General features: G+C 37.4%; 24 protein-coding genes and 1 riboswitch. Of the genes, 5 read left to right on the forward strand and 19 right to left on the reverse strand.

The window, feature by feature from the left end:
- Positions 1 to 2 precede the first annotated feature (2 nt).
- The 11 genes from ACN6MT_RS28555 to ACN6MT_RS28605 all read right to left on the reverse strand — a co-directional run bounded on the left by ACN6MT_RS28555 (position 3) and on the right by ACN6MT_RS28605 (position 9,992).
- Positions 3 to 275 carry a hypothetical protein gene (locus ACN6MT_RS28555; protein ID WP_419954164.1) on the reverse strand — a complete coding sequence of 91 codons (273 nt, stop codon included), beginning with the start codon at positions 273 to 275 and terminating at the stop codon, positions 3 to 5.
- Positions 262 to 573 carry a hypothetical protein gene (locus ACN6MT_RS28560; RefSeq protein ID WP_419954165.1) on the reverse strand — a complete coding sequence of 104 codons (312 nt, stop codon included), beginning with the start codon at positions 571 to 573 and terminating at the stop codon, positions 262 to 264. The genes ACN6MT_RS28555 and ACN6MT_RS28560 overlap by 14 nt, the downstream gene beginning before the upstream one ends.
- Positions 563 to 757: a hypothetical protein gene (locus tag ACN6MT_RS28565; RefSeq protein WP_419954166.1), complete on the reverse strand. Its 195-nt coding sequence runs from the start codon at positions 755 to 757 to the stop codon at positions 563 to 565. Before ACN6MT_RS28565 ends, ACN6MT_RS28560 begins: the two co-directional genes overlap by 11 nt.
- Positions 747 to 1,271, reverse strand: coding sequence for a ubiquinol-cytochrome c reductase iron-sulfur subunit (locus tag ACN6MT_RS28570; protein ID WP_419954167.1), 525 nt, complete (start codon positions 1,269 to 1,271; stop codon positions 747 to 749). The genes ACN6MT_RS28565 and ACN6MT_RS28570 overlap by 11 nt, the downstream gene beginning before the upstream one ends.
- 12 nt (positions 1,272 to 1,283) lie before the next feature.
- The gene (locus ACN6MT_RS28575; RefSeq protein ID WP_419954168.1) at positions 1,284 to 1,844 is read right to left on the reverse strand and encodes a 4Fe-4S dicluster domain-containing protein; all 561 of its coding nucleotides are present in this window, start codon (positions 1,842 to 1,844) and stop codon (positions 1,284 to 1,286) included.
- Entirely contained in the window at positions 1,845 to 4,013 is a 2,169-nt protein-coding gene (locus tag ACN6MT_RS28580) for a molybdopterin oxidoreductase family protein (protein ID WP_419954169.1), read from the reverse strand.
- Positions 4,000 to 5,082, reverse strand: a complete 1,083-nt coding sequence (locus tag ACN6MT_RS28585) for a hypothetical protein (protein WP_419954170.1) — start codon at positions 5,080 to 5,082, stop codon at positions 4,000 to 4,002. Before ACN6MT_RS28585 ends, ACN6MT_RS28580 begins: the two co-directional genes overlap by 14 nt.
- A gap of 140 nt (positions 5,083 to 5,222) precedes the next feature.
- A complete protein-coding gene (locus ACN6MT_RS28590; RefSeq protein ID WP_419954171.1) occupies positions 5,223 to 6,410 on the reverse strand; it encodes a hypothetical protein in 1,188 nt (395 codons plus the stop codon).
- 142 nt (positions 6,411 to 6,552) lie between these two features.
- Positions 6,553 to 7,722, reverse strand: a complete 1,170-nt coding sequence (locus tag ACN6MT_RS28595; protein WP_419954172.1) for an HD-GYP domain-containing protein — start codon at positions 7,720 to 7,722, stop codon at positions 6,553 to 6,555.
- A 193-nt stretch (positions 7,723 to 7,915) separates the two neighbouring features.
- Positions 7,916 to 9,166, reverse strand: a complete 1,251-nt coding sequence (locus ACN6MT_RS28600; RefSeq protein ID WP_419954173.1) for an ATP-binding protein — start codon at positions 9,164 to 9,166, stop codon at positions 7,916 to 7,918.
- Positions 9,167 to 9,542: 376 nt separating this feature from the next.
- A complete protein-coding gene (locus ACN6MT_RS28605) occupies positions 9,543 to 9,992 on the reverse strand; it encodes a hypothetical protein (protein ID WP_419954174.1) in 450 nt (149 codons plus the stop codon).
- A 143-nt stretch (positions 9,993 to 10,135) separates the two neighbouring features.
- On the opposite strand from ACN6MT_RS28605, the gene ACN6MT_RS28610 reads away from it, so the two are divergent.
- Genes ACN6MT_RS28610 through ACN6MT_RS28620 form a run of 3 tightly spaced genes read left to right on the forward strand, consistent with a single transcriptional unit; the run spans position 10,136 to position 12,051 of the window.
- Positions 10,136 to 10,429, forward strand: coding sequence for a hypothetical protein (locus ACN6MT_RS28610; protein WP_411834014.1), 294 nt, complete (start codon positions 10,136 to 10,138; stop codon positions 10,427 to 10,429).
- Between the two features lie 6 nt (positions 10,430 to 10,435).
- A complete protein-coding gene (locus tag ACN6MT_RS28615) occupies positions 10,436 to 11,671 on the forward strand; it encodes a glutathionylspermidine synthase family protein (RefSeq protein ID WP_419954175.1) in 1,236 nt (411 codons plus the stop codon).
- Entirely contained in the window at positions 11,665 to 12,051 is a 387-nt protein-coding gene (locus tag ACN6MT_RS28620; protein WP_034677346.1) for a DUF350 domain-containing protein, read from the forward strand. Before ACN6MT_RS28615 ends, ACN6MT_RS28620 begins: the two co-directional genes overlap by 7 nt.
- A 28-nt stretch (positions 12,052 to 12,079) precedes the next feature.
- Here ACN6MT_RS28620 and ACN6MT_RS28625 read toward each other — a convergent pair whose 3' ends face one another.
- From ACN6MT_RS28625 to ACN6MT_RS28655, 7 genes are all read right to left on the reverse strand, one after another.
- Positions 12,080 to 13,108: a potassium channel family protein gene (locus ACN6MT_RS28625; RefSeq protein WP_419954176.1), complete on the reverse strand. Its 1,029-nt coding sequence runs from the start codon at positions 13,106 to 13,108 to the stop codon at positions 12,080 to 12,082.
- Between the two features lie 482 nt (positions 13,109 to 13,590).
- Entirely contained in the window at positions 13,591 to 14,703 is a 1,113-nt protein-coding gene (locus ACN6MT_RS28630) for a Ger(x)C family spore germination protein (protein WP_419954177.1), read from the reverse strand.
- On the reverse strand, positions 14,700 to 15,797 hold the full coding sequence (locus ACN6MT_RS28635) for a GerAB/ArcD/ProY family transporter (protein ID WP_419956550.1): 1,098 nt from the start codon (positions 15,795 to 15,797) through the stop codon (positions 14,700 to 14,702). The genes ACN6MT_RS28630 and ACN6MT_RS28635 overlap by 4 nt, the downstream gene beginning before the upstream one ends.
- Positions 15,797 to 17,341: a spore germination protein gene (locus ACN6MT_RS28640; protein WP_419954178.1), complete on the reverse strand. Its 1,545-nt coding sequence runs from the start codon at positions 17,339 to 17,341 to the stop codon at positions 15,797 to 15,799. Before ACN6MT_RS28640 ends, ACN6MT_RS28635 begins: the two co-directional genes overlap by 1 nt.
- Before the next feature lie 169 nt (positions 17,342 to 17,510).
- Entirely contained in the window at positions 17,511 to 17,951 is a 441-nt protein-coding gene (locus ACN6MT_RS28645) for a threonine/serine exporter family protein (protein ID WP_419954179.1), read from the reverse strand.
- 13 nt (positions 17,952 to 17,964) lie between these two features.
- On the reverse strand, positions 17,965 to 18,726 hold the full coding sequence (locus ACN6MT_RS28650; RefSeq protein WP_034677360.1) for a threonine/serine exporter family protein: 762 nt from the start codon (positions 18,724 to 18,726) through the stop codon (positions 17,965 to 17,967).
- A gap of 111 nt (positions 18,727 to 18,837) precedes the next feature.
- On the reverse strand, positions 18,838 to 19,947 hold the full coding sequence (locus ACN6MT_RS28655) for a sugar ABC transporter substrate-binding protein (protein WP_034677436.1): 1,110 nt from the start codon (positions 19,945 to 19,947) through the stop codon (positions 18,838 to 18,840).
- A 127-nt stretch (positions 19,948 to 20,074) separates the two neighbouring features.
- Positions 20,075 to 20,181: riboswitch (SAM riboswitch) on the reverse strand.
- Positions 20,182 to 20,413: 232 nt separating this feature from the next.
- Here ACN6MT_RS28655 and ACN6MT_RS28660 point away from each other — a divergent pair.
- Positions 20,414 to 21,628, forward strand: a complete 1,215-nt coding sequence (locus tag ACN6MT_RS28660; protein ID WP_419954180.1) for an MFS transporter — start codon at positions 20,414 to 20,416, stop codon at positions 21,626 to 21,628.
- A gap of 24 nt (positions 21,629 to 21,652) precedes the next feature.
- Here the strand turns inward: ACN6MT_RS28660 and yfkAB are convergent, their stop codons facing one another.
- Entirely contained in the window at positions 21,653 to 22,771 is a 1,119-nt protein-coding gene (gene yfkAB / locus ACN6MT_RS28665) for a radical SAM/CxCxxxxC motif protein YfkAB (RefSeq protein WP_419954181.1), read from the reverse strand.
- Positions 22,772 to 22,963: 192 nt separating this feature from the next.
- On the opposite strand from yfkAB, the gene ACN6MT_RS28670 reads away from it, so the two are divergent.
- Positions 22,964 to 23,755, forward strand: a complete 792-nt coding sequence (locus tag ACN6MT_RS28670; protein WP_419954182.1) for a formate/nitrite transporter family protein — start codon at positions 22,964 to 22,966, stop codon at positions 23,753 to 23,755.
- The last annotated feature ends 27 nt before the right edge of the window (positions 23,756 to 23,782 follow it).

Here is a 23,782-nt window from a genome sequence, read left to right on the forward strand (position 1 = left end):
AATTAAACTTTTCTAAATGTATAGGTTAATCCACTCTCAGTATCGGACGCTGAGAACATTGTTTCAGAATGCGCCATATTACTCGCAAGTGGGACAGCTATAAAATTGAAATGATCAAAATAGAAGCGGATATGCGTTTTGTCAGGACAGTACTCTATTTTTTCTATTTTCTTATTTATAGCTGGCGCTTGATCGCTGCCCTGTTGATCATGGACTGTGATTTCAACAGAAGCCCTGACCAATCCTCTCAGTTCCTCTAGGTTAATGGGTTCCACAGCTATTACACCCTCTCTTTACGGGGTAGATGAACATTTTATAGCCTTGAAGATACTCCCAAAACTTTTCGCCGGCATTCTCTTCAAGGAAAGTGATTGTTTCTTCTTCTGAATTCCAATCACTCATCCCCTTTACCTCGGCAATCACCATTTCAGCACCATCCATTGTCTTTTCCTCTAGAAACCAATTTAAACGTTTCTCCCCAAATGTTTCCTTTAATATTTCTTCAATTTCAACGGAAAATCCACCTGATTGTCCTCGCATAAAACAAAAATCAAGATACGTTTCACTTGTCATTAACATTCACACCTTTTTTATAGATGATGAAAGCGAGTGGAAATAATACGACATTCATGACCCCAGCAACAATTGTATTGACATAATTCTGATAAAAATATTGATGGACCATATATTGTGTAACAATGATATTTAGCATTAACACAGCAAGAAGGAGGGCAACAGGAAGGTAACTACGCTTCATATCGTTTCACCCCCACGGCATAAACTGCGCCGTTTTCAACTTTCACATAGACTTCAGGAAGCGGTCTTCTAGGCGGCCCTGCAGTAGGCGCACCTGTTTCGACATCAAATTTGCCGTGATGACATGGGCAAAGCATTTCACCCTCATCCTTTTTCCAAAATACCGGGCAGCGGAGATGTGTACAGGCATTTTGATAGGCCACATATTTATTTTCGGAGAGCCTAATTAAAATTGCACTATCATGCTCACCCGGAAAATGAAAATCAACTGCGTCACCGACAGGTATTGCGGTTACGTCAGTAATTTTTTGCTTTGGATATTTCTTATCTCCTAAACCAATAAGTTCTTTTGCTGCTACTGCTCCCCACGGAAGTGAGGAAACAGCGAATACTCCTGCTGCTCCAACTAATGTTTTCATAAACCCACGGCGGTCTAGTTTTCTTTCATTATTACGGTTTATATTATGAGTATAGTTATCTTCATTAAACGGGATTTTATTATTTTTATCTGTCATGGTTAATCCCTCCTAAAACAATTTCGTGACACCCTGGAGGATACCAGGGAGATTCACTCTAACATTGGTTTCGCCTTCTAAATAATGCATGCTTGTAACCCATTTACCATTATCTAAATTAAATTGCTTTTGTTTTGCTTCAATTTCTTCATCTGTTAACCATTGCAATGTATTGGATGGACATACACTGGCACACATTGGAGGAATGCCGTCTTTTGTACGGTCAATACATAGGTCGCACTTGTACATTAAATTTTGTTCTGTATCAAACTTCGGAATTCCATATGGACAAGCAATCGTACAATTTTGACATCCAATACACTTTTCAACAAGAGCCGAAAGAACAGCTCCTGTTTCATGAATTTGAATTGCTTGCGCCGGACAGCTTCTAGCACATGCTGGATTCACGCAGTGAAGGCACATTAGAGGCATTGTCTGACGGTTAACAAGCGGGTTAACATCGTAGACATAGTTACGGTTGCGCTCCTCATGACCGCCGCACTGTGTACAAGCTGCCAAACAAGAGCGGCAGCCTATACAGTTTTCAAGTTCTAAATATAGCCTCTTTTTCATTTACTGCACCTTCTTTAGTTCTAGTTTTTCAATCTGTGCTGCGCACGCTTTGAACTCCGGCATCCGTGACATTGGATCAAGTGCGCCAATTGTTAATAGATTAATTGATTTATCATGGCCGAAATGGTAAGGCACAAATACCGTATCTTTACGGATCGCTTCCGTGATTTTTACTTTATATTCAGCTTCTCCCCTGCGAGTATAGAGGCGGACAAATTCTTCATGTTTAATGTTATATTGTTCTGCTGTTTCTGGATGTACTTCTACGTATGGCTCAGGACACATATCGCGTAAGAAGTTGATTCTTCTAGTTTGATTTCCTGATAAATAATGATAAACGACACGTCCAGTTGTTAAGCGCAACGGATATTCTTCATCCGGCTCTTCTGCTGGCGGACGGTAAGGAAGGGCACAAATTTTTGCCTTTCCATCTGGATGATAGAATTTTTTATCTAAAAACATATGTGGTGTCCCAGGATCATTCTCATCTTTACATGGCCAGAATACACCATCTTGCTTCTCGATTTTATCCCATGTAATTCCGTAGTAATCTGCATAACCGCCTTTTGAAGCTAAGCGGAACTCATCTGCAACATCTTTAGCTGTCTTTAAATGAGAGAAGTATTTACCTCTGCCTAAACGCTCACATAACTCAACATGAATTTGCCAATCTGGTTTCGATTCACCAAGCGGCTCTTGAGCTTTGTTTATTTTTATACAACGTCCTTCTAGATTTGTAACGGTTCCTTCATCCTCAGACCAAGTAGTGGTTGGCAGGATTACATCTGCATATTCTGCTGATTCTGATAAGTAAAAATCAGAACAAACCATGAAATCTAGATTTTTTAACTGCTCACGTACATAATTTAAGTTTGGTGCTGAAACAGCTGGATTAGAGCATAATAAGTACAATCCACGAATGACCTTTTGCTCCATTAATCCAAACATTTCATATGCAGAAACGCCCTCTTTAGGCATTTCTTCTGGTTCAATCCCCCAAACCTTAGCCACTGCCTTTACGTGCTCGGGATTATTAATCTTTCGGTACCCAGGAAGTGCGTCGGCTTTTTGACCATGCTCACGGCCACCTTGACCATTACCTTGACCTGTAAAAGTAGCAACACCTGCTTTAGGGCGGCCAATTTTCCCAGTCACTAATGCCATGTTTGTGTATCCAGAAACATTATCTACACCTTTAACTTGCTGCTCAATTCCGCGTGCAAACATGACAATGGCATTTGGAGCTTTTCCGTAAATTTCTGCAGCACGAATAATCTTTTCTGGAGCAACTCCTGTAAGCTCACTCGTATATTCAGGTGTAAATTCTTTCACTAGTTCCTTGGTTTCTTCAAAACCGTTTGTATGGTTATTAACGAATTCTTCATCTGCATAGCCGTTTTGGATTAATAAATTTAAGATTCCGTTAGCCAATGCAAGGTCCGTGCCCGGTCTTAAATCTAAGTGAACATCCGCTCTTCTAGCAATTGGTGTTTCACGAGGATCTGCAACAATTAAATACCCGCCTCGTTCTTGAACGGCCCATACGCGGAACATGGATGTTGGGTGACATTCCGCTGTATTGCTTCCCGCAATAAACAAACAATCTGTTTCATGAAGATCTGTCCATGGAAGGGTAGAACCACGGTCAACTCCAAATGACCTCATAAATCCGCCAGCAGCACTCGCCATACAAAAACGGCCATTGTAATCAATGTAACGTGTCTGCAAGCCTACACGTGCAAATTTTCCAGTTAAATAACACTTTTCATTGGTCATCGATACACCGCTATAAACACTTAGTGAATCCTTGCCATAATCACGTTGAAGCTGTTGAAAATTTTTCACGATTAAGTCATATGCTTCATCCCATGTCGCTTCACGGAAACCTTCTTTCGTTCCTTTTAATGAAGCGTCATCACGAATTAAAGGTTTTAGGATACGATCATCATGGTTTGTCTGCTGATAAGCCGTAACTCCTTTCGGACACATTTTTCCAACTGTCACTGGCCAATCATAACGAGGCTCAACCCCGATAATCTTATTGGTCTTTGTATTTACTCGTAAATTCATCCCGCATTGCATACCACAGTAGCTGCAATGTGTTTTTACTAGCGTCTCATTTGGATGAATAACATTTTCAATTTCTTTAAAAAACTTATCCCTTTGCATTTTGGTTTGCCTCCTTAACTTTCACCTGGTGTGTTGCAAATCCTGAGAATCTTGAAATACGATATTTTCTACGGCATGGGAGGCATAGTTCAGCGAGATTAAAGCCATCTTCCATGTTAAATTCAATTGCATTTACTCCCAAAACTTGAATAACATCATTTGACTGTTCAACCGATACGAAATGGTCACCGCATACTTTACACTTTTTCTCTTCCTTCTCGGCGTAGTGTTCACGATAGTTTCTTGCAAAAACACTTACCGGACGGAAAGGTATATGAGCGAGCTTTCCAAATGGTAAATAAATTAATGTAACGATAACGGAAAATTGGTGTATCAATGACATTTGCGGCTGCATCCAGCCATGTAAAAATACGTTTTGGACGGTTAATAAAAGACCTGTGATTGAAATAAATAACAATAAATAAAGTGGCAGGAAGTCATAGATGAACTTTTGTTCTGCTCTTGCCTGCATGTTTTTTAAGCGTCTGCGTAAAGCCATACATACACCAGCTGTCACCATAATAGCTGCAATGTTTAACGCATTATAGGAGAACCAAGCGATGATGCCATCTGCTTTTACCTTCATTAAATTCATTCCCATTAAGACAATCGTATAGTAGCCGTTATCATCCATCGTGAAGTACATCCAGCCAAACACGAGTGGAAACGTAACTAAACACGCAAGGACACAACCCCAACCGATTAAAATATGCTGCACCCAGCGGTACAACCCGCGGTTTTTAATAAAATCATAGATGGCTAAATGATTAACAGCCGTTTTCGGGGTGCTTTTTCTCTTCAAAAGTTTTAACCCTTTTTTAATGAAAATTTTTGTTGGCGGTCTTTCACCCCAAGCGATAAAACGGTAGAAAAAACCTCCGATAAAGACTACAGTTCCAACCATATATCCATATAGATTTAAATCAACATGGGTAAACATTCTAGTTGCAATAAAAGATAGAATGACAATTGCAGTAACGGTTAAAAACATAGATTTAGCAAACTTGGATGCAAAGGCATCATTGATCGAGCGTCCAGCTTTTTTATTTATTGAAGTATTTGTCTGCATATAAGCTCCTCCTAAAAAAATAACACTAACGAGTTTTCTTACTCTTATTGTAAGAAATTCGTTAGTGTTATCTGTATAGGGGAACTCCCCCATCTGTCGGGGAAAAAACCCTTAGAATTTTTGTTTTAGACAAAGTTTTGTCACACTTTGTGAAGAAGGTATTTTTTTCGCCATGAATATAGAAGCAAGATAATAAATATGCTGACCTGTAATGAAAAAATGAGGGCATCCCAAAACAGTAAGCTTGTTGGAGGTTTAAGAAAACCGGGGAGAAGCTGTTTTCCCATCTGAATCACTTGTGGAATAAAATACAAAAAGTATAGGACAATGGTTACGACAAAACCTAAAAAGTAGAAAATCGTATAAGTAGAAACCACTCTTTTTTCACCAGCAAAAACAACCTCGTCTATTGATTTTAAGTTTAAAAAAGATAGCCGTTTTTTAAGGGCATGTTTGGCATTTTCCATCAAGTTGTAACAGCCAGAGACGTTCTCAAACAAAAAGTACAAATCTGTTTTCATATAAATACAACATTGAAATATCATTCTCAATACAATATCAAAAGCGGCAAAGTGCATTAACCCAATAATAAAATTGGAACCATTCGGAAACAACAACTGAACAATTAGCGCTATAAAAAGCAGAACTGAATCAAAATACAGACCTCCCAAGAAAAGTATATTTCGATCCTTAGGCGGCAATTTCCAGATTGCAGACATATCTGTTAATAAAACGACAAATAACATTCGATGGCCAATTTCCATTTTCGTTGGAAGATTGTGCGATCTAATAGCAAGAACATGACCAAATTCGTGAATTAACACAAAAAGAAAGCTTAACGACATCCAAACAATTACATTTACAAACATAATATCAAAAACGAAAATATCATCACGGTGGGGAAATAAAGAAGGAAACACAATAAACAGCGCTATGTTTAATAGAAATATTACACTATATAATAGGACAGTAAACTTATTAAAAAAGAATTTACCCATTCTAGGAGAAACCCACAGCATCCCAGATTGCTCGTTTGAAATTTGTTTTTTTTCAATCGTTACACCATCAATCTGGTCAATCAATTCCAGCTCTAATAGCTGATTGGCAAAATCGACTAGATTCACCTCTTCTTTTGGGAATTTCTCCATAAGCGTTGATTCGATTTCACCTAGCGGAAACCCCTGATTTATCCTATTAATTGCTTCAATACATATTTCTGGCATTTCATAAAACTCTCCAGTAAGCTTGTCTTCGACTATATAATGCTTTTTATCCTTGTGAATATCGATCGGAACGATGGAAATACTTGAATGGAGTGTGATGTTCATTTAAAAAGCCGCTCCTCCACAAAATTATTATAAATAAAGGATGCATAGCTTTCGCTTGCATCCTTTTTTATTTTTTATTATTTTCCGTAATAAATACACCACCAGCAAGTTGTTTTTACCTTTTTAAGCTTGCGGATTTTCATTACTCCACCTCCCTAAGTGATTCCCATTTTTCTGACCAAGGATAACTTTGATGAAATTTAATCCAAGCAGGGAAAATCTTTTTAAACTTTTCCACAAGCATAGGATCAAATTGTGAACCCTGTCCTTGAATAATTCGGTTATACGCTTCTTCAAATGGCAATGCATCGCGATATGACCTAGATGATGTCATGGCATCAAATGCATCGGCAATGGCAGAAACTCTAGCTAGTAAAGGTATTTCTTCTCCCTTTAATTGATCAGGATACCCTTTACCATCCCAACGTTCATGATGAGAACGGATCACATAAATACTATTCTTTATTCCTTCCACATTCTTAACCGCTTCAGCACCAACTACTGGATGAGATTTTATGATTTCAAATTCTTCATCGGTAAGTTTACCAGGCTTCATTAGAATTTGATCAGGAATATTCACTTTACCAATATCATGAAGTAAACAGGCATAGTAGAAAGATTTTTGTTCTTCATTAGAAAACTTGCCAATTTCATTCGCAAACATTAATGCATATTTGGCCACACGCTCACTATGTCCTCTCGTATAAGGATCTTTCAGCTCGAGAGTAGCTATCACTCCTTTTACAATTCCCTCTAATTGGTTATCATAGGAGCTGCTAAGCGCACGGACATATCCTTGGAAACGGACTAATAAAAAGAATGACAATCCAGATAAAATGGCAATTAATACTATTGGCATGACTACTACGGATGTTTTTAATAAAACTCCTGTTGCGATGTATTTTAAAGTAACTCCAAGTGTAACTAACCAATAGTATTTGGTATTTAAGAAAATGGGCAATGATAGAATTAAAAAGATTTCTACCACATTCCCGCTCAAATATTCGTCATTTTTCCCGTGAAAGGAAACGATATCAACAAGAAAAGATACACTTAAATAACTAATAATAAATATATATTTAATCCAATTCTGTTTATTGACCTTATTTAAGTAATAGGCAACGGGTAGTATAACCAATAACACGATATAGTTGAGATACCATATATTATTATTATTTGGAAACCCAATGTCACCATTAGCTTCGATATACTTAGGACTAATGTAGTAGTAGAATACATCCCATCCTATTATTAAAATATATGATATTAATAAATACCATTTTACCGTTTGTTTTTCTTCATGTGGTATCATATATTCCTCCGTATTTCTCACACATGTTTATTATATAATTCGTTATGATTAGAAAAGATATAAGTATTTTTATACCTTTACTTTTTTCCATTTTCCAACAAAAACCTCTGTAATTCTATATTCCTCTACATTATATCTCATTGGAGATAACGTTGTAACATATTATATTGATAGTTTTTGTATATTTATAGAATTAAATTTTCCTATAATTCCGTGAGATTGGTACAGTTACATTAACCGTTGTGCCTTTTCCAAGACTGCTCTTAATCGTAATTTCCCCATTATGGTCTTGAACAATTTGGTTTGAAACCATCAATCCAAGTCCTGTTCCGTCAGTTTTAGTAGTAAAGAATGGCTCACCTAGATTTGGAATGCTTTCCTCATCTATACCGGATCCTTCATCTTGAATCGATATATTCATCTTAGTCCCATCTAAAACCTTCACACTAACTTTTATTTTTCCACCCTCAGACATAGATTCAATTGCATTTTTTATTAAATTAATAAAAACCTGCTTTAACTGCTTACTGTCACAATCGAGTGGAGGTAAAGGTCCAGTCATCGTTGTTTCAACCGAAACACCCTGCCTCTCTGCCTCTTGTTGTGTTATTGATAGAGTATAGGCAATGATTTCTTCTATATTTGCTTTTGAAAATTTGATTTCCTTAGGTTTTCCAAGTGTCATTAAATCCTCCACAATTGAATTAATCCGATCAATTTCTTGAATCATAATGGGATAAAAATCATTTGTATTTGGATATCTTTCTTGCTGCAGTTGTGTAAAACCTTTTAAGGATGAAAGTGGATTTCGTATTTCATGAGCAATAGCCGCCGCCATTTGACCTATAACAGCAAGTTTTTCTTTCCTTCGAAGTTCTTCATGAGCATTCGTTAAGGAATCTAAAAAGGATTCAAATCGTATTAAAATAATCAAAGCAATGGCTGAAAGAATTATATATATGATCACAGGAGCTACAACCTGTATATCGTGTATCATGAATCCAATTAGACCATACTTTAACACCATCCCTAAAGAAACTGTCCAATAATATTTTTTATTAACAAAAATAGGGGAGAAAAGAATAAAAACAACTTCAACGATACTTCCTGCAGCAAATTGTTTGTCCGTTCCCATATAAATGATTAAGTTATGAACAGTATCGATAACTATAAAGGTATAAATATAGAGATACTTAATAATGTAGGGATTCCCTTTTTTAAAATAGTAAATGGCAAGCGGAAATATACCAATAATAAAGAAGTAGTACCATAATCCCAATCCTTCTTTATATTTACTAATCCCCCCATTACTATATAAGTTGGGAAATAGATAATAATAAATTAATTCAAAAGCGATATAAAAAATATAAAATAACCACAAAAATAGCTTTGTTGCTTTCGTTTCTTCATAAAGTAAATTATGAACTATGTTCTCTACTTTCATAGGTGGTACTCCCTTAGATATTCCTTTACAATTTAATACAAATTGTCTCCTACCATTCTACCACCTTTCCAAGAAAAATCCTGTTGTTTTTTTTTGGAATTCGATGATATTCGACAAAAAACTTGCGTACGTAAAAGCACTTTTATACCCCCGAGCCTTTTTACACATGATATTGTATTGATTTACTTTATTTTTCTAAGAAATATGTATTTAAAATTATATTCCCTCCAAATCAGACCACCCTTACCAATATTTATGAGAAGTTTCACTCCCGCCAAAAACTATATCCAAAATATATTTATCCACCTTGGATAGTTCTTTTGTCACATAAAAAGCTACCCACAATTAAGTGGCTAGCTTATTTTTTTGTGATTTTTTATCGATTTTTACCAGAAAATGTTCCGTAGAAGATGTAACATCTTCTATCCTCATCTATCTCTCGTGAATCAAGTTCAAACTCCATAAACTTACCATCCTTTTGAAGGTAGATGAAATCGGAATGAAGCGTCGACAAAATCTCTTCATGGTCCCAAACATCTTTTCCTTCTACTAATTTAGATGTCGTACCATTCAGTTCCCTCACTTCAAAACCAATGTGAGAATAGATGGGATCGGAGGAATCGTTGATGTAACTTTCTTTTGTTACATACAAAACAGCTGTTCCATCTGGGTCCATAGCTGTGGCGCTTACCGCGTATGTCTCTCCTTCTTTTACGAAGTATTCGCAGGTCATTCTTGCCACTGCCTCAACAGGAGTAATATTTTGATAATTCCACAAGGCAGGATATTGTTTTATATTGTCATCAAGTCGATATTCCAACCTCATTATCCATCCCTCTTTTCGTTTTCTTTTTATCTTACCATTGTTTTCCTGAAATTTACTTTTATAATAAATATTATAACTCACAAAAGGAGCGTGGGAAGGTGAAGAAAACCCAATGGTTAATCTCTGGCGTTCTTACTTCTCTTATGGCTGGAACTACCCTTGCCGGTTGTTCCCAGGCACAGGACTTACCCCCAGTACCAGAAGATACAGACTGTGCTGATTGGGAATGGGATGATGATGAAGGAGTTTGGCAATGTGACGATAATCGCTCGAGTCACTATGGCCACTTCTTTTACGGCGGAATGTTTTTCCATAGCAGGTCGGCACTTTTAAATTCTTCCGCCTACAAGTCCTACAGGTCTTCCAAATCTTACAAGTCTTCCTCAAGCTTCAAAGGCGGTTTTGGGAGCGGATCGAAAGGTGGATTTGGAGGTTAATTGCACATGACCACATACGCAAATAAACGAAGGGAATTTTACTCCAAATTTCCTGACTTTTGGTCGAACTTATACGGAAGTGAATACAGTTTATATCATGTTTATAGTATTACAGAGCAGACACACACCCTGTTGAAGGAAGCAACAGAAAGAATGGGCAGGGTATTTTTCAAAACTGCAGGTCTCCTTCGCAGTCTTGAAGACGAACAGCTACTTGAACTAGGTTTCCCTGCAGCAAGTCTTCCATTTCTTCGGATGAAAAGTCTTTTTCCTGAATCCGTTATCTCTCGATTTGATTTTGCTTTAACGAACACCGGGATAAAAATGCTTGAGTTTAATGCTGACACTCCTACCTTTATCGTTGAATGCTTCCAAATCAACGGGATGGCTTGTTCAGAATTTGGCTTTGATAACCCGAATGAGAACCAAGAACGGCTCCTCGCTTCTGGTATCACTAAGGCTATCCTTGAATCCTCAAAGGACTATATATCACCAAATGTTGTGTTCACAGCTCACCATGACCATATGGAGGATTGGAATACCACGGTATACTTAAGTCAGTTATGTAAGGTTCCTAATCAAATCCTCCCTCTTTCAGAACTGCGGCTTACCGATGACGCACTTTTAGATTCAAACGGTGTACCCATTGATGTATTATATCGCCAGACCTACCCTCTTGAACATTTACTTGAGGACCGTGATCCAAATACAGGGGATCTCGTAGGAGTTGACTTATTACAACTTGCTAAGGACCGGAAATTATCGATTGTAAATCCAGTTTCAGCATTTCTGCTTCAACCTAAATCCATTCAATGTTTGATTTGGGGATTGGCAGAAAATGAACAATTTTATACAAAGGAAGAACGGGATTGGATAAACACATACATGCTGCCTACCTTTCTTGAGGCAGATGAATTTGCAGGTACCACCGCCTTTGTCCAGAAACCATCTTTCGGCAGGGAAGGAGATACCATTACCATATGGGATCAACACAGCGAAATAGACGCTCAAAATTCCTTTCAAACCTACCATAAGGAACTGCCTGTCTACCAATCTTATGTGCGACTTCCAATTGTTTCACTTGAGACAGAAAAAGGTATCGAAGAATTATCTATAGTATTTGGTTCCTTCCTGATTGCTGGGAAACCAAGCAGTATTGGGATTCGAGCAGGAGGTAAAATCACAGGGAATGAGTCTTATTTCTTACCGGTAGGAATAAAAAAGGAGGGGTTTAATTGTTAGATTTCTTGATATATTTAGGTGTTTCTATTGCATTATTAATCGTTGGACTCTTTTTAATGGAAATCACCACAAAGGTAAAGGAATTTTCTTTAATGGCAAAGGGAAACAAAGCCGCAAGTTATGTATTAGGGGGCAGACTGCTGGGGCTTGCCATCGTCTTATATTCAGCCCTTGCTAACTCCATCTCTCTATTAGATATGGTGATATGGGGAGCAATTGGAATTGTGGCACAGATTATCGTGTTTTATCTTGCCGAATTACTTACACCCCGGTTTAACATCAGCCAAAGTATTGAAGACGATAACCGTGCTGTTGGTCTATTTCTACTATTACTTTCCGTTTCTATCGGGATTGTTATTGCAGGATGTTTAACCTATTGAGAAAAACGCATCGTTATGATGCGTTTTTTTATAGAGTTTGATATGTATATTTATCACATATGACAAATAATCTAGCTTCCTTTGGGATAGGTTCATTCCATTTCTTTAGTATGTTCAAATCATGTCGGTCAGCAATAAGCTGAGCCCCTTTCTCCTTTAGGTATTCGTAAGCAGCACCGTATGTTTTCCACTCTGGCTTAATTTTCACTTCCCACAGATCACTTCCTCCATCTCCATCCTGCCTGCTTAACAATTGTGTAAATAGATGACTGGCTCCTTTCATTTGTGCAGATTTCGCCATTAGATTCGACACGGACCCATTTGATAAAATAAACTCATCAATCTTAACATGCTTAAAATTATCAACATGCTTTTCATTGATGATCTCTGCAATCGTATAAATATTCTTTTCCGTCCCTTCGTCATAGCGTTCTATCGAGGAAGCAGTTAACAGTGTCTTGCCATCTACCAAATCAGGATTTCCTATCCCTTCAGCTGCGAATAACAAAACAGCTTGGGAATTTTCAATTTTAGCTTTTCTCAAAGTCTCAACATCTGTCGGACTCCCCTGAATATAATGAAACCGTTCATGTTCAAATGGAGTCTTTTCAAATTCGTCTATCAATACGATATCCGTTTTCTCATCACATAATAATAGTTCCTTAGTAGTACTCTTACTTTTGGCAGTCCAGCCAATAATGACAAAATGGTTCTCACCTTTATATAACAATTTCCCCTCCTCCTTCCGCTTTTTATATTGTGAAACACTCTCTACTATCACCCCAATAACTGTTCCAAATAAGCCTATCCCTAATGTATAAACGACAAGCATCGCCCAGGTTCTTCCTGCGTCTGTAGTAGGGTATACATCTCCATAACCTACTGTCGTCATCGTCGTGAGAATCCACCACACTGCATGTAAGCTGCTTTCAAAAGTCTTCGGCTCTAAGAATCGAATGATTACTGCATTTACAATAATAAAAAGCATGGTAAACAGAATTACGGTTCGATAACGGTATCGTGAAGCTGTTAGAAACAATTTACGAAAAAAAAGCATTCTTCCCCTCCTTATTTAATCCTTTTTTATTTATATTTCTATTAATTATTCATTTATTCCTTTAAGAGTATAAACAGCTGTCTCAAAATATATTGTTGACACACAATATATTTTGATGTATTATTATTAATTGTGCTTAACATTTATGTAACTTGTAATAGACGAGATAACGCAATGTAAGAATTTTATTCTGGCATTCTGCTTATGTTTTAAAAGTAAAACTTATTCACACTGGATCGGCTTCGGAGCCGTTAGGATGTAAGAGAGGTAGGGCTTACGTCGTTTAGGTATAAAACCATCAGGTGGAAGAGTAACCGCGGCAAATTGGTCTTTTAATACCATTTATTATATATAAATTTTTACCTTGCGATGGCTGATCATCGAAACAACCATTCACAAGTTACTATAGTGATCCTCTAGGATCAAAAGCAAAAGAAGGCAGGGGAATTGTTCCTCTGCCTTCGTCCAATTTTGAGGTGTTTTTATTGTTGGACAGCTCCATTTGAGTTAATGTCTATTTTAACAGATACATTGACATCAGCTTCCGCCAAAGCTCTTCCCCAAGTATTTTCTATCTTTTTATAATGGGGATATTGGTATGCACGCGCATATAAGCCAAGTCCAATAGGGTCAATTTTCTTTTTTTGGATTTTCTTCATGAGGTCCATGATTTGTTTTTTTAATTGTTTTTCAATCATCTTCGCTAATTGATTATTATTTAGCTTCTCTTCTGGAAATAAACGTTCTACAATATTAATATTCATTTTAACATTTATATCAAATTGAAATTTATTTTGCTTATACCCTGGTTTTATCTTTGTTTTCACTCGATTAGCAGCAAAACTTATATAATTTTTATGGAAGATATTATTCTCATCTTCTTTTGGAAGAACTGGAATCGTCAAGGTGATTTCATGCCTTTTTTTATTCTGTAACATCAATAGTAGAGAAGATTCAGGCACAGTAAGAAATTGAGCATATTTCCCCTTATCATCAAGTAGAGACATCCCTGAAAGCTCGAGATTTTTTCCTTTTTTCACTTCCGAAATAAAAGGCGTCGTTGCCTTCTCGTGTATCTCTCTATGCAATTCTTGAAGAGTACCTTTTACTGCTCTCGTTCGGTCATAATTCTTATCGATCAATGCTTTCAGATGTAAAGCCATTTGTGGTTTCTCTTCTGGATGTTGAGTGATTACCTCTGAAACAGGACCATCAACCGCTACCACTCTTGTATTCATAGAAAATGTTGGATTTCGATAAACAGTATCCAAGATTGTGAACCAATCTCCTTGTTGCAGAATACGTTTCCCCACTAATAATACTTGAATCTTCCCAGCCGTTACCTCTCCTGTTGTCAAAGCGTCAAAAAGTCTTCTGGAATCTCGTATCGTTTTCGCTTTTACTTCATATGATTCATTTTTTGCACCTGCACTAAAAACTGGATTTACTTCATAAAAGACAAGGTTATTTTTATCATCTAAATCAATACCAAGGATTAAGGCAAGTGTCAAATCCTCTAAAGGAGCTTTCTTGCCGCAGCTAGAAAGGAAGACGATAAGGAAAATCAAAAGAGTCGCATGAAACCAACGTTTCATTTAAGTTCCCTCCTTTTTAGGTGAGAGTACAGCAAGAGATATAACCATAAACATAGCGGAAGAACATATCCAATTAGTAAAATAATAGGTTCACTTACTTTTTGAAGCTGTGTATTTTTGTTAAAAGATTGAGGTAAGAAAAAAATATAGAGAAGGTTAAAAATTAATAACCAACCTACGTATTTACTGTGATCTTGTTTACCCAATAATTGACTAGCAGAAAATACAGTTACAAAAAAGATTGGCAGGACAGTCGTAGATATGACAAAAATATACAATGATAAAAAAACGATTTCTAACCGTTCTAAGAATTTAAATTCTACTATTTTTAACAGATTTATGGTTGGTTCTTTAAACTGAGTAATTTCATCTGGACTGTAAAATATAAAAGCAACAATGGTGATTATTAAAAATACGAACAGCGTAAGGGTATTGGCAATGACTATTCCGATGGATGCTTTCTGTTTTTGCTGTAAAAAAGGGTAAAGGAAAAAGGCGACTTCGAATCCCATAAAGGAGAATATCGTTGTTTTTGCTGCGGTAAGGATTGGTTCCCATCCTTCCTTTATGATAGGAAGCATGTGCAGCCAGTGAGCTTCTTTTAATGGATTGAAATAAAAGAAGAGCATCCAAATCGTCATAAAGAATACCAATTCAGCATACCTGCCTAATATAGTTATTTTATTTCGAACAATCAGGTAGCTGGGTATGGATAAGAGCAATAGTATGATAAGGATATTTGTTTGTGTTAAAATCCAAAATTGAATAAACAGACCTTCCCGAATAAAAACGATAGAGCCAAGAAAAGCGAAGTACAAAATAAAAATAAAAGCTGCGATTTTTCCACACCATTTACCAAAATAATGCGTGATTAAATCAATAATATTTCCATTAGGATAATGCTTCATCACCTGTATAATGAGTAAACTCGCTAGTGTAGAGATTAACCAGCCAATAAGAAGGGGGATCCAGCCATCTGTTCCTGCTTTTTCAGCTAATTCACGCGGCAATGTTAAGAGACCGACTCCAGTCTGGACTCCATGTATTAAAAAAATATATTGCATGAATGTAATTTGATTTTGTGTATATTTCATCAATATTCGTCACCCTTTGGACGATTTGAGTTTGCTTTTTTGCTTTGAATCGCTCTTGTACTTTCAGGGCGTTTTACCATTGACCACGCAGGGAAACGAATAATTAGATCCTTCCAATCTGGAAAGCGTAAGGGAGCAATGGGACTGCCATAAGGTGTACCTAATGATTCGAGTGCAACAAAATGGGCAATTAATGTCATTAGTCCAACTGTGAGTCCCACAAATCCGAACCATGATGCTGCAATCATCATTGGAAACCTGAGCATCCGAATGGCTGCACCCATATCATAATTTGGAATAATAAAAGAAGCGATTGCCGTCAAGGCAACGACAATCACCATAATATTACTAACGATGCCTGCTTCTACAGCAGCTTGACCAATGACGATACCACCCACAATACCAACGGTTTGACCAATTTTTGCAGGAAGACGTATACCGGCTTCACGCAGCATTTCTAATGTAATTTCCATAATGATTGCTTCTATAAATGGCGGAAACGGAACCTTTTCCCTAGATGCACCAACCGATAAAAGCAACTTTAATGGGATAATTTCAAAGTGAAAGGCAATGACAGCAATATAGGTTGCCGGTAGAAATATAGCAACTAAAAACGCAAAATATCTCATGAGGCGAATGAAGGATGCGGCGATCCACCTTGACGCATAATCATCCATACTCTTGAAAAAAGTTTCAAATGTTGCAGGGCCAATTAGGACATTAGGGGATCGATCCACTATAGTCACGATTCTTCCCTGTAATATTTCTGCAGCAGCAAAATCAGGACGTTCCGTTAAAAGGAGTTGTGGAAACGGAGAATAAGGGTTGTCCTCTATATACTCTGCTAGGGAAGCTGCATTTAAAACACTATCGACTTCCAGCTTGTTTATCCGGTCTACAAGCTCCTTCAGTACCTCTGGATTTACAACATCGGCTAAATACATAATGGTAACCTTCAAGTTTCCTCTTGCACCAACAGTCATTTCCTTCATTTTCAATTCTCGGTTTGGAATATGCCTGCGAATCATCGCGATATTGTTAATTCCTGTTTCTGTGAACCCTACATGTTCACCTCTTAAGGAAGACTCAATGTTCGTATCCTCAATTCCTCTTTGCGGCCATCCCTGTGTATCAAAAATGAATGCTATATTCCGCTGATCAATAAATAAGACACTATTTCCTTGTAAAATTGCATTTTCTATTTCCTGCCAAGTACTCTTCTCTTTTACTAACCCCAGCGATACCTGTACTTCAAAGTCTTCCTCCTCCTTATTCGCTTCGAATAACAACGGGCTCAAGACATGATTATTAACCGTCTTTGTATCGGTGAGACCGCTTAAATAAACAAGAGCCGCTGAGCACTTTGTTTGTTTTATGGTAAAGTTCTTTACAACTAAATCGGGAGTCTCGCTAAAACTCTTCTGTATTTCTGCAATATTTTCGAATAAGAGTGGACTTATCACTTTTTCGGTGAGGTCATTGTTCTGCATTTTGAATGAACTTTGCTGTTTCTGTTTATTACGATAGTTTCGAAAAAAAAGCATAAAGAGAACCCACCTATTATGGAATAAGATAGGTTAGTTTGCATCTTTATATGGAAGGATATGCAATCTAATCCAACTTTCACCTAAGCACTGGCAACAAGGTACAATCTTCTAGGCAACAACGAAAAAAGCAAAGGCTGCCCTCTGCTTTAATCAAAATTATGTGTTTTTAGAGATTTGCTCTTTTTATTCTACGAACTATCTGATTGATAACTTCTGAAAAAACAAGACCAAAAGCGATTGAACCTGAGAGTAACGTTACCTTTGCACCTAAAGCCAAAGCTTGATAGTAATCGTCCTCGACAAAATTCCTCATTGTATCATACGCCAAACCGCCAGGAACCAAAGGAATGATTCCTGCAACACTAAAAATTATAACAGGCGTTTTATAAAATTTAGCTAACTCTTGACTAACAATCCCAACAAAAAGAGTGGCTCCAAGTGTAGCTAAAACGGAATCACCTGAATACTTTTCCGCTATATAATAGATAATCCATCCACCCATTCCAACAAATCCGCATTTTACTAACGTCTCCTTCGGTGCATTAAAAATTACGCCAAAAGCGGCTGTGGCAATAAAGCTTGTGACTAATTGTCCAATGATGTCCACATTAAGCCTCCATTTACAAAAAAGATAATACTACCGCAATTCCTGATCCAATAGCAAAAGCAGTTAAGAATGCTTCTGCACCTTTAGATAATCCCGACACTAAATGCCCAGCCATTAAATCTCTTACAGCATTCGTGACTAAAAGTCCTGGAACTAACGTCATGACGGACCCGATAATAATTTTATCTAACTGCTGTCCTGCCCCTATTTTCACAAGAAAAAACGACAGTAAGCCAATGATGAATGAGGCCAAAAATTCAGAGAAAAATTTTATTGGTATATATCGGTGAAAGTATAAAAAACCGAAATACCCTACTCCTCCAGTTAACATGGCTGGGATAAAATCGATCCACTCACCCCTAAACATAATCATAAAACAGCCGCTTGCAATCGAGGCTGCCGCAACCTGAACCATAAATGGAAAGGTCACATTTAATGAATCAAGCTCTTTTAGAAGTGTTAGAGCTGATTCTAGATCTAATTCTCCACTACTAATCCTCCGTGAAATACTATTTACCATGGCCACCTTTTTCAAGTCAGTTGATCTTGTTAATATTCGAATCAACTTCGTTTTGGTCGGCTCGGCACCTTCTGCAGAAAAAATAATTCCTGTCGGTGTTACATAACTGTGCGAATTCTCAATTCCAAAAGCAGCGGCCATTCTCATCATCGTATCCTCAACTCGATAGGTTTCCCCTCCGCTTTGGAGCATAATTTTCCCCGCAAGCAAACAAACTTCCATTATTTCATATGTACGTGTTTTTTCATTTTCCATCAATCCTTCACCACTATTACTCTTTCTTAATATGATTTCCTAAGTTTAATCAAAAACTTTCTGTTTATCAATAAAATAGACGCCAACCGTATAGGCAGGCGTCATAATAGGTTATTTTTTATAATGTTCTTTTAACTTCTTCATCCATTCCTCTTCAAAGGCAGCAGATTGACCCCAGCCCGGAATAATATCAGCCAGGTTTACCATATTAACAGGTTCTTTTGATTTTTGAAGATCTTCTTGTGAGATTAATGATGCTTCAAGATCGAACGTTTGTGGAGTTTCTTCTCCTGCAAGTTTCTTCGCTAATAATCTCATGTTAACAGCTCCGATTAACTTTGGATCAACCGCTGCTGTATATTTCCAAGCACTGCCATCTCTTTGGATTTCTTGTAAATCCGCATTTGAGACATCAATTCCATATAACTTAACTTCTTCTCTTCCAGCTTCTTTAAGTGCACGCGCAGCACCGATCGCAAAAGCGTCCCATGTTGCAAAAATGGCATCCAGTTTACCTTTTGGATATTTGTTCAACATAGCCGCAACTGCATTTTGTGTTTGAGTGCTTGTGTCAGCAGAAGCCACACCAAACCGCTCCACTTCCTTGATTCCTGGGTTCTTTTCCAATACATCCTGGTAAACTTTATTTCTACGAACCATTGGCGGGAATCCATCCACCCATAAATATGCAATATTCGCTTCACCATTTGTTTCTTTCACTAATTGATCAAGTGCCAGCGTCGCAAGTGCTTCATCATCCTGTGATGTTAGCGTAACTCCATCCACCGTTGTTAGGTTTGCATTAGAGTCAAATGCCACAACACTTTTTCCAGCTTCCACGATTTTTTTAACATCATTGATCGTAGCATCATCATCACCATGAGAAATAATAAATCCATCATAGTTTTGATTTAACGCTTGATTAATGGCGTCATGAAATTTTGCTGTATCTCCATTGGCAGTAAACACATCTACTTTGAAACCAAGCGCTTCACCCTCTTGTTTAGCACCAGCTAAGAATTGAGCTGTATGATCGTCCCCGCCGATTTTTCGAATTACCTTAATTTTTGGCTGCTCACCATTTGAGAAAACTTCTGGAACTCCCTCAATTTTTGTATTTCCGGTCGCCTGCTTTGTTTCTCCCCCAGAAGCACAGCCTGTAAGCAATAGTGTGGCTGCAATCGCAGATACAAACGTGCTCTTAAATAAATTCTTTTTCATGTTAAAAGCTCCCCTTTTTTGTTTTACGTGCATTCCTACCAACGTTGCTCCTAGGAGGGTTTCTGTAATAAAACAAAAAACCTCTCCAGAAAAGAGAGGTTTCATCACAAAAAGAAGGACTACTCCTCTCTTATCTCTCAAAACAATTACTTGTTCTGCAGGATTTAGCACCAATTCCAACGGAACGGTTGCTGGGCGTCATCGGGCCAGTCCCTCTGCCACTCTTGATAAGAGAACGTATTATTTTACTTGTTTAAAGTATTAAACTAAATTTAATCTCCTATTAACAATTTGTCAATAGTATTATCTAAATATTTTTAATAGAATAATTAGTTTGTAGCCATACCATATTACTTTTGCATGTAATAGATGTTACACAACAGGCCATATTACTGTCATTATTTTAAAAATTCGCTATTATTATATTTAGGAAAGCGAAATATTTTTCAGAAAGAAGTGGACGGACATGACTAATTCAGAAATGGCCAAACGGAATATTGTAATCATGTGGTTCGCAAACTTCTTTGTTGCCGGCAGTATGACGATGGTTCTGCCCTTTATTTCGTTGTACATAGAGACCTTCGGAGACTTTTCTGAAAAATACGTTCAACACTGGTCAGGAATAACCTTTGCCGTTACATTTGTATCCGCCTTTATTTTTTCTCCCATATGGGGGAAAATTGGCGACCGTTTCGGCAGAAAAAAAGTTCTGATAATTTCAGGCATCGGAATGGCGTTTTCGATATTTCTAATGGGCTATGTGCAAACCGTTTGGCAGCTTTTCCTTTTAAGGCTGTTGATGGGGTTTTTTACAGGTTTTATTCCAATGTCACAAGCTTTTATTTCTACCCAAACCCCAAAGGAAATAGCAGGAAGGGTACTTGGTACATTACAAACAGGCAGTATCACAGGATCCCTTCTCGGGCCAATGCTTGGCGGCGTATTAGCAGATTCACTCGGATACTCCTTGACTTTTAAGTGGACTTCTATTGCTATTTTTGTTTCGGGTCTGCTGGTTTTTGCAACAAAGGAGTACAAAATTGAACCGAAAAAGGGTGCAAAATCACATTATAGCAGCAAGGAAGTAATATTACATATAATTAGAAATCCAGTATTATTAACTGTTTTACTCATTTCTGCATTAGTTCAGATTGCCCATTTTAGCATTCAGCCCATTTTATCTTTATTTGTTACAGAACTCCACGGGCACACAAATATAGCCTTTTACTCAGGTATAGCTTTTTCAGCCGCTGGGTTAGGTAATTTGCTAATGTCAAGAAATTGGGGCAAAATTGCAGATAAACACGGATATATTAAGATTCTTGTGATTCTGCTTTTTGTATCTGGAATCATCTATCTTCCTGGAGCAATTGTCACCGATTATTGGCAATTAGTAATCATTCGTTTTATACTTGGAATCGCGATTGGCGGAATTATTCCCGTCCGTATTGCGTATATACGACAAGAGGCACCCATCGCCATGCAGGGTGAAGTTCTAGGTTATAACACTAGTTTAAGGTTCCTTGGAAATATCGTTGGTCCAATGTTGGGCGGATTTATTTCAGGTTATTTAGGATTTTCTGCTGTATTTATCAGCACGAGTGCATTATTAATCATCAGCGGAATCATATTATCTATCTCAATGCATAAACACCCAAACCTTGTGAAACATACAGCATAAAAAAAGCAGGAGCTCCTGCTTTTTTTATTTGCTTATATTGTTTTGGAGAATGGAAAAATCCAAATCCTGATAATAACTATTTTTAACTAAAATATTAGGACCCAAACAGGATACAGCTGGACAATGACAACTCAATTCCTTAGAGATGACAGAGGATTGCCAGTTTTCATACGCGTCGGTGAGCTTGGTATTTAGCACATTCCCTAATGCCGGCGTATCACCAAAATCGGTAACGATTATATCACCATTAAAGATGTTAACATTAAGACGGGACCTGCCATCAGGGTCATTTCTGACCGTTACCTTTCGGCTTTTATAAAGTCTGGATAAAAGCTCTAAATCCTCTGTCTTATGGCTGCAAGCATAAAAAGGCAGTGTCCCAAAAAGCATCCATACGTTTTCATCACGAATATTTAAAAGATGATGAATAGCTTCCCTTATTTCATTCAGTGACAACGTCTCTAGATTACTAGCAAAATCACTCGGATACATGGGGTGAACCTCATGACGCTGACAGAGCATTTCGTCAACAATTTGGCGGTGTATCTTCTCCAAATGCGGCAAGGTACGTTTGTTTAGCATGGTTTCTGCAGATACCATTACACCGGCCTTCACTAACTCCCTGCTGTTTTCTACCATTCTAGCAAAATACTTTTCACGTTGTTTGTAATTAGGCTTGTTTGCCATCCTGGCAAATCCACCCTCAACAAAATCATCCACTGTTCCCCAGTTATGCGAGATATGTAAAACATCTAAATAAGGAATAATCAATTCATAACGCGCTAATTCGAGTGTTAAATTGGAATTAATCTGCGTCCGAACACCATGCTCATGAGCATATTTTAAGATTGGCACTACGTAATTTTTTATAGAGGACAGCGAAAGCATCGGCTCGCCGCCTGTAATACTAAGGGACCGAAGGGTTGGAATTTCATCTAACCTATTTAATAGCAAATCCAGTGGAATTGCTTCGGGGTCTTTTGTTTGAAGGGTATAACCTACTGCACAATGCTCACAGCGCATATTACAAAGGTGAGTTGTCGTGAATTCAATATTGGTAAGCACCGGTTTTCCGTATTGCTTTATATCATTATAAGCTTCCCAGGGATCATATTCAGGGGTGATTTTTTTCAATTGAGACATAGTAAACTCCTTAAATCAGTATTAGAAAAACCACTTCATTATAGCTGATAGATGGTTCTTATGGATAATTTAATGCTTTTTTAAAAACCTTATGTTAGTAATTTATCTATTATTCTATACATGCATAATTTAATGTAATATGATTGAGACTAAAAAGATAGAATTTGTTATTTATGGATGGTGATACACAAAATGGAAATGCCACTCTTAAGCGAAGTCGAAAAACTGGCTTTAAAGAAGGTAAAAATCTTTAGACAAAGCCTGTTACGATATATTTTAAGAGCAATGCTTGCAAGTATGTTTATCGGTTTTGGTGTAATTGTTGCATTTAAGACTGGAAACTACTTTTATTTGGAACATTCTCCTTTTGCCTACCCGATGGCTGCTCTCACTTTTGGGTCAGCGATAATTTTAATCGCTTACGGGGGAGGAGATTTGTTTACTGGTAATACTTTTTATTATACCTATGCAGCCCTCAGAAAAAAAATGGCTTGGTTAGAAGTAACCCAGCTCTGGGTTAGCAGCTACATTGGAAATATTTTAGGAGCAGCAGTATTCGCACTATTAATTTTCACAACAGGTCTTTATGAAGAATCATCCGTTAATGGATTTTTGTTGAGTGTTGTGGAAAAGAAAATGCAGGTTCCGACAATGGAATTGTTCTTTCGAGGAATTCTATGTAATTGGCTCGTTTGTCTAGCTTTCTTTATTCCAATGGGTCTAAAAGGCGACGGGCCAAAGATGTTTTCGATGATGCTTTTTGTGTTCTGCTTTTTTATTTCCGGATATGAACATAGCATTGCCAATATGTGTACATTTGCCATAGCTTTAGTGCTAAACCATCCGGGAACAATCTCTTGGGGCGGGGTTTTCCATAATCTAATACCAGTAACCATTGGTAACTTGATTGGCGGAGGCATATTAATGGCCTGGATGTATCATTTTGTTAATAAGCCTTTTTTAGATGAGTATAAAGAACAATAACAGCCGTATGATTTTCATACGGCTGTT

The sequence above is a fragment of the Neobacillus niacini genome, assembly GCF_048572935.1.
Lineage (GTDB): Bacteria > Bacillota > Bacilli > Bacillales > Cytobacillaceae > Neobacillus > Neobacillus niacini.

Excerpts from the sequence above, each read along its gene's own strand:
- ACN6MT_RS28585 (WP_419954170.1), bottom strand. The coding sequence starts at position 5,082 with ATGCAGACAAATACTTCAATAAATAAAAAAGCTGGACGCTCGATCAAT.
- ACN6MT_RS28610 (WP_411834014.1), top strand. The coding sequence starts at position 10,136 with ATGGCTGGAACTACCCTTGCCGGTTGTTCCCAGGCACAGGACTTACCC.
- ACN6MT_RS28670 (WP_419954182.1), top strand. The coding sequence starts at position 22,964 with ATGGAAATGCCACTCTTAAGCGAAGTCGAAAAACTGGCTTTAAAGAAG.
- ACN6MT_RS28595 (WP_419954172.1), bottom strand. The coding sequence starts at position 7,722 with ATGATACCACATGAAGAAAAACAAACGGTAAAATGGTATTTATTAATA.
- ACN6MT_RS28580 (WP_419954169.1), bottom strand. The coding sequence starts at position 4,013 with ATGCAAAGGGATAAGTTTTTTAAAGAAATTGAAAATGTTATTCATCCA.
- ACN6MT_RS28570 (WP_419954167.1), bottom strand. The coding sequence starts at position 1,271 with ATGACAGATAAAAATAATAAAATCCCGTTTAATGAAGATAACTATACT.
- ACN6MT_RS28655 (WP_034677436.1), bottom strand. The coding sequence starts at position 19,947 with ATGAAAAAGAATTTATTTAAGAGCACGTTTGTATCTGCGATTGCAGCC.
- ACN6MT_RS28650 (WP_034677360.1), bottom strand. The coding sequence starts at position 18,726 with ATGGAAAATGAAAAAACACGTACATATGAAATAATGGAAGTTTGTTTG.
- ACN6MT_RS28660 (WP_419954180.1), top strand. The coding sequence starts at position 20,414 with ATGACTAATTCAGAAATGGCCAAACGGAATATTGTAATCATGTGGTTC.
- ACN6MT_RS28600 (WP_419954173.1), bottom strand. The coding sequence starts at position 9,166 with ATGAAAGTAGAGAACATAGTTCATAATTTACTTTATGAAGAAACGAAA.
- ACN6MT_RS28605 (WP_419954174.1), bottom strand. The coding sequence starts at position 9,992 with ATGAGGTTGGAATATCGACTTGATGACAATATAAAACAATATCCTGCC.
- ACN6MT_RS28565 (WP_419954166.1), bottom strand. The coding sequence starts at position 757 with ATGAAGCGTAGTTACCTTCCTGTTGCCCTCCTTCTTGCTGTGTTAATG.
- ACN6MT_RS28590 (WP_419954171.1), bottom strand. The coding sequence starts at position 6,410 with ATGAACATCACACTCCATTCAAGTATTTCCATCGTTCCGATCGATATT.
- ACN6MT_RS28635 (WP_419956550.1), bottom strand. The coding sequence starts at position 15,797 with ATGAAATATACACAAAATCAAATTACATTCATGCAATATATTTTTTTA.
- ACN6MT_RS28630 (WP_419954177.1), bottom strand. The coding sequence starts at position 14,703 with ATGAAACGTTGGTTTCATGCGACTCTTTTGATTTTCCTTATCGTCTTC.
- ACN6MT_RS28640 (WP_419954178.1), bottom strand. The coding sequence starts at position 17,341 with ATGCTTTTTTTTCGAAACTATCGTAATAAACAGAAACAGCAAAGTTCA.
- ACN6MT_RS28560 (WP_419954165.1), bottom strand. The coding sequence starts at position 573 with ATGACAAGTGAAACGTATCTTGATTTTTGTTTTATGCGAGGACAATCA.
- ACN6MT_RS28625 (WP_419954176.1), bottom strand. The coding sequence starts at position 13,108 with ATGCTTTTTTTTCGTAAATTGTTTCTAACAGCTTCACGATACCGTTAT.
- yfkAB (WP_419954181.1), bottom strand. The coding sequence starts at position 22,771 with ATGTCTCAATTGAAAAAAATCACCCCTGAATATGATCCCTGGGAAGCT.
- ACN6MT_RS28575 (WP_419954168.1), bottom strand. The coding sequence starts at position 1,844 with ATGAAAAAGAGGCTATATTTAGAACTTGAAAACTGTATAGGCTGCCGC.
- ACN6MT_RS28615 (WP_419954175.1), top strand. The coding sequence starts at position 10,436 with ATGACCACATACGCAAATAAACGAAGGGAATTTTACTCCAAATTTCCT.